Raw genomic sequence first — 3,631 nt, forward strand, 5'->3', positions numbered from 1 at the left:
CGCGACGAGGTGGAGCCGGCGCGGGCGTGCAGCGTGCCCCCGGAGTGGTCGAGCAGGGCGCAGCGGCCGTCCAGCATCCGCCCGACCAGCGCCGCGACCGTCGTCGTGCCGACCCCGCCCGCGACGCCGGCCACGACCACGCGCGTGCCGTCCGGCACCGGGCCGGTCAGCCAGCGGTGCGCCTCGGGGGCCAGCAGGTCGAGGCTCATTCGCCGTCCTGGACCACGCACAGCCCGCCCAGGCGAGCGGTCATCTCCTGCACGACGGCCAGGCCGGTGCGGGCGTCCTCGGCGTTCCACGGGACCAGCGCCTCGACCCACCACAGCGGGCTGCCGTCGGTGGCCCACGTCGGCAGCTGGCGCACGGACGGCAGGAGCCGACGGATCTCGGCGGCGTTCTGGACGGTCAGTGGCTGGTGGATGCTCAGCACCGCGCGCCCCTCGCCGCCGTCGGCGCGGACCACCTGGTGCACCGCGCCACCGTGCAGCGTGCGCAGGCCGAGCTCCGGGTCCACGGACGCCCCCGCCTCGACCAGGGCGCGCGCGTCCGGCGGCGTGGGACTGAGGACGACGATCTCACGGGGCACCGAGCACCTCCGGGGTGTGTGCGACCTGGATGAGCGTGGGCCGTTCGCCGCGGCGCAGCAGCCGCCCGCGGCCGGCCGGGAGCTGCTCGGCGTAGGTGCCGGGGAAGACCTGACCCTCCGAGCGCTCGCCCGCCATGAGCAGCCCGCTGCCGCCGGTGTCGCGGATGGCCTGGAGCACCGGGTCGTAGAGCGCGCGGGAGGCACCCGCGACCGGGCGGGTGAGCAGGACGTGCAGCCGCAGGTCGCGCGCGGCGGGCAGATGGGCCAGGAGCGGGCGCAGGGGGTCGGTGCCGCCCGACGCGAGGATGTCGTAGTCGTCGACCACGACGACGATCCGCGGGCCGGGGGCGCTGCCGTCGGTCCGCTTGGCCAGCTCGGCGGCGACCGCGGTGGACAGCTGCAGCGCGAGCGGGCCGCTGGTCGCGCGGCCGCCGAGGTACTCCTCGGGGCACAGGTCCGCCAGGCCGCCGCGCGGGTCGAACAGGGCCACGACCAGCTCGTCGGGGGTCGCCCGCTCCACCAGCCCGGCGACGATCGTCCGCAGCAGGGTGGTCTTCCCGCAGCGCGGGTCACCGAGCACGAGCAGGTGCTGGTCGCGGCCGGCAAGGTCGAGCAGGAACGGGCCCATCGTGTCCTGGCGCAGACCCACCGGCACCAGGTCGGGCTCGTCCAGGGCGTCGGGCAGCTCGGCCGGGTCGAGGTCCTCGGGGAGCTGGCGGATGGGCGGCGCCGCGGGGCCGGCCCACTCCTGCGCGGTGCTGCGCGCCAGGGCCTGGAGCGACGCTCCCACCTCGTCGGAGTCCCCGTCGTCGAGCAACGGCAGCGCCACCTGCGCGAACAGGGACTCGTCGGTGAGCACGCGGCCCGGCTGGTCGGCGCGCAGGGTCGCGGCCAGCTTGCGCGCCACGGTGGAGTCGGCCGGGTCGTTCAGGCGCAGCTCGATCCGGGTGCCGACCAGCGGCTGGGCCTGCATCCGCAGCTCGTTCCAGCGCGTCATCGTCGCGACGACGTGCACCCCGAACCCGCTGCCGCGCGCGAGGAGGTCGGAGAACGGCTCGTCGAGCTCCTCGAAGTCGGACCGCAGCGCGCCCACGCCGTCGACCAGCAGGACCACGTCCGCGGCGGCCAGCTCGGGCGTGCGCCCGGCGGCGTGCTCGGCGCGCAGCATGGCCAGCGAGTCGATCCCGTGGTCCGCGAACACCCGCTCGCGCAGCGCGAGCATGCCGTGCAGCTCCTCGAGCAGCCGCCGCAGCCGGTCGCGGCTGGCTCGCGTGGCGACGCCGCCGACGTGCGGGAACCCCTCGATCCGCGCGAGCCCGCCGCCGGCGAGGTCCATCCCGTAGACCGCCACCTGCCGCGGCGTGTGCGTGAGGGCGAGGCCCGCGGCCAGGGTCCAGAGCAGGGTGGTCCGGCCGGTCTGCGGGGCACCGATGATGGCCACGTGGCCGCCCGCGCGCGTCAGGTCCAGCAGCCACGGCGCCTGCCGCTGCTTGGCCGGGTCGTCGCGCAGACCCATCGGCACGGACAGGTGTGGGTGCTGCGTCCCGAGCACGCGTCCGAGCGGGAGGCGCGACGGCAGCGGCGGCAACCAGACCGGACGCGTGGGCGTCGCCAGGCCCGACAGCTGCCCGACGATGACGTCCACCATCGACGCGCCGACGGACGGCCGGACCAGCTCGACCTCGCCGCCGCCACCGGTCTCGATGCCGTTGGCGGCGAGCACACCGTGGTGCACGGGGAGCACGAGCGGCCGGTGCAGCTCCTCGTCCACCTCCGGCTCCTGCACGCTCTCCGAGCGCACGGGCCCGGACACGTAGCCCGCGCGGAACCGCTGGTAGACGGTGGTGTCGACCTTGAGGTAGCCGTAGCCGGGGACGGCCGGCAGGTGGAACGCGTCGGGGGTGTCCAGGACGACGGTGCTCTCCGCCTCGGAGAACGTCCGCAGCCCGATCCGGTACGACAGGTACGTCTCCAGCCCGCGCAGCCGGCCCGACTCGATCCGCTGGCTGGACAGGAGCAGGTGCATCCCGATCGACCGGCCGATGCGCCCGATGGTGAGCAGCAGGTCGACGAAGTCGGGGTCGGCGGTGAGCAGCTCGCCGAACTCGTCGATGACCAGCAGCAGGTGCGGCAGCGGCGGCAGGTCCGGCTGCTGCGCGCGCAGCTCGCGGTAGTGCGTGATGGACGGCGAGCTGCCCGCGTCGCGCAGCACCTGCTGGCGGCGCACCACCTCGCCGGCGATGCTCGCGCGCGCCCGCTCGGTGAGGCCCGCGTCGTCGGCCAGGTTGTCGATGATCCCGGCCACGTGCGGCAAGGAGGCGAACGGCGCGAACGCGGCGCCGCCCTTGTAGTCGACGAGGATCATCGACAGGTCCTCGGGCGGGTGCGTGATGGCCAGCGCCGCGACGAGCGTGCGCAGCATCTCCGACTTGCCGGACCCGGTGGCGCCGACGCACAGCCCGTGCGGTCCCATGCCGAGCTGCGCGGACTCCTTGAGGTCGAGCAGCAGGGGCGAGCCGGTGTCGTCGACCCCGATGGGCACGCGCAGGAAGTCACGGGTGGACCGGCCGGCCCAGGTGCGCCCGACGTCGATGGCCGTGACGTCCGTGACGCCCAGCAGCTCGTCGGTGCCGACCGCGGCCGCGGGACCGCCGCCGCCGACGGAGTCGAGCGTGAGGCGCAGCGGGGCCAGCGCGCGGAGCAGGCCGGTGGCCAGCGAGACGGAGACGTCGTCGACCGTCGCAACGACCGGCACCGGGTGCTCGTCGCGCAGGTCCTCGATGGTCACCGTGCCGTCCTCGTCGACCGTGAGGCGCAGGGCCGTGTCCGACGGCTCGTGCAGCCGGTCGGCCAGCAGGTGCACCACCGTGACCCCCAGGTCGGCCAGCCCGAGGGCCGCGTCGACCGGCGGCAGGACGCCCGCGACGGCTCCGTGCCCGTCCGCGAGCACCAGCAGGCGCGACTCGTACCCGGCGCTCGCGGCGACGCCTGTGCCGCCGCGGCGCACCCGGGCGGCCGCCTGCGCGCGGTCCACCAGGCTGGGGC

Annotated in this window: 3 protein-coding genes; all 3 read right to left on the reverse strand. The window is 75.8% G+C overall.

What is annotated here, in order from left to right; genetic code table 11:
* A partial coding sequence (locus tag AC1DUQ_RS19215) for a hypothetical protein (RefSeq protein WP_477074374.1) occupies positions 1-209 on the reverse strand: 209 nt, incomplete at its 3' end.
* On the reverse strand, positions 206-586 hold the full coding sequence (locus tag AC1DUQ_RS19220; protein WP_477059721.1) for a hypothetical protein: 381 nt from the start codon (positions 584-586) through the stop codon (positions 206-208). The genes AC1DUQ_RS19220 and AC1DUQ_RS19215, both read right to left, overlap by 4 nt.
* Positions 576-3,631 (reverse strand): type VII secretion protein EccCb (eccCb, locus tag AC1DUQ_RS19225; protein WP_477074375.1); only part of this gene is annotated, 3,056 nt, incomplete at its 5' end. The genes AC1DUQ_RS19220 and eccCb, both read right to left, overlap by 11 nt.

The sequence above is a fragment of the Cellulomonas sp. P4_B5_2 genome (assembly GCF_056402235.1).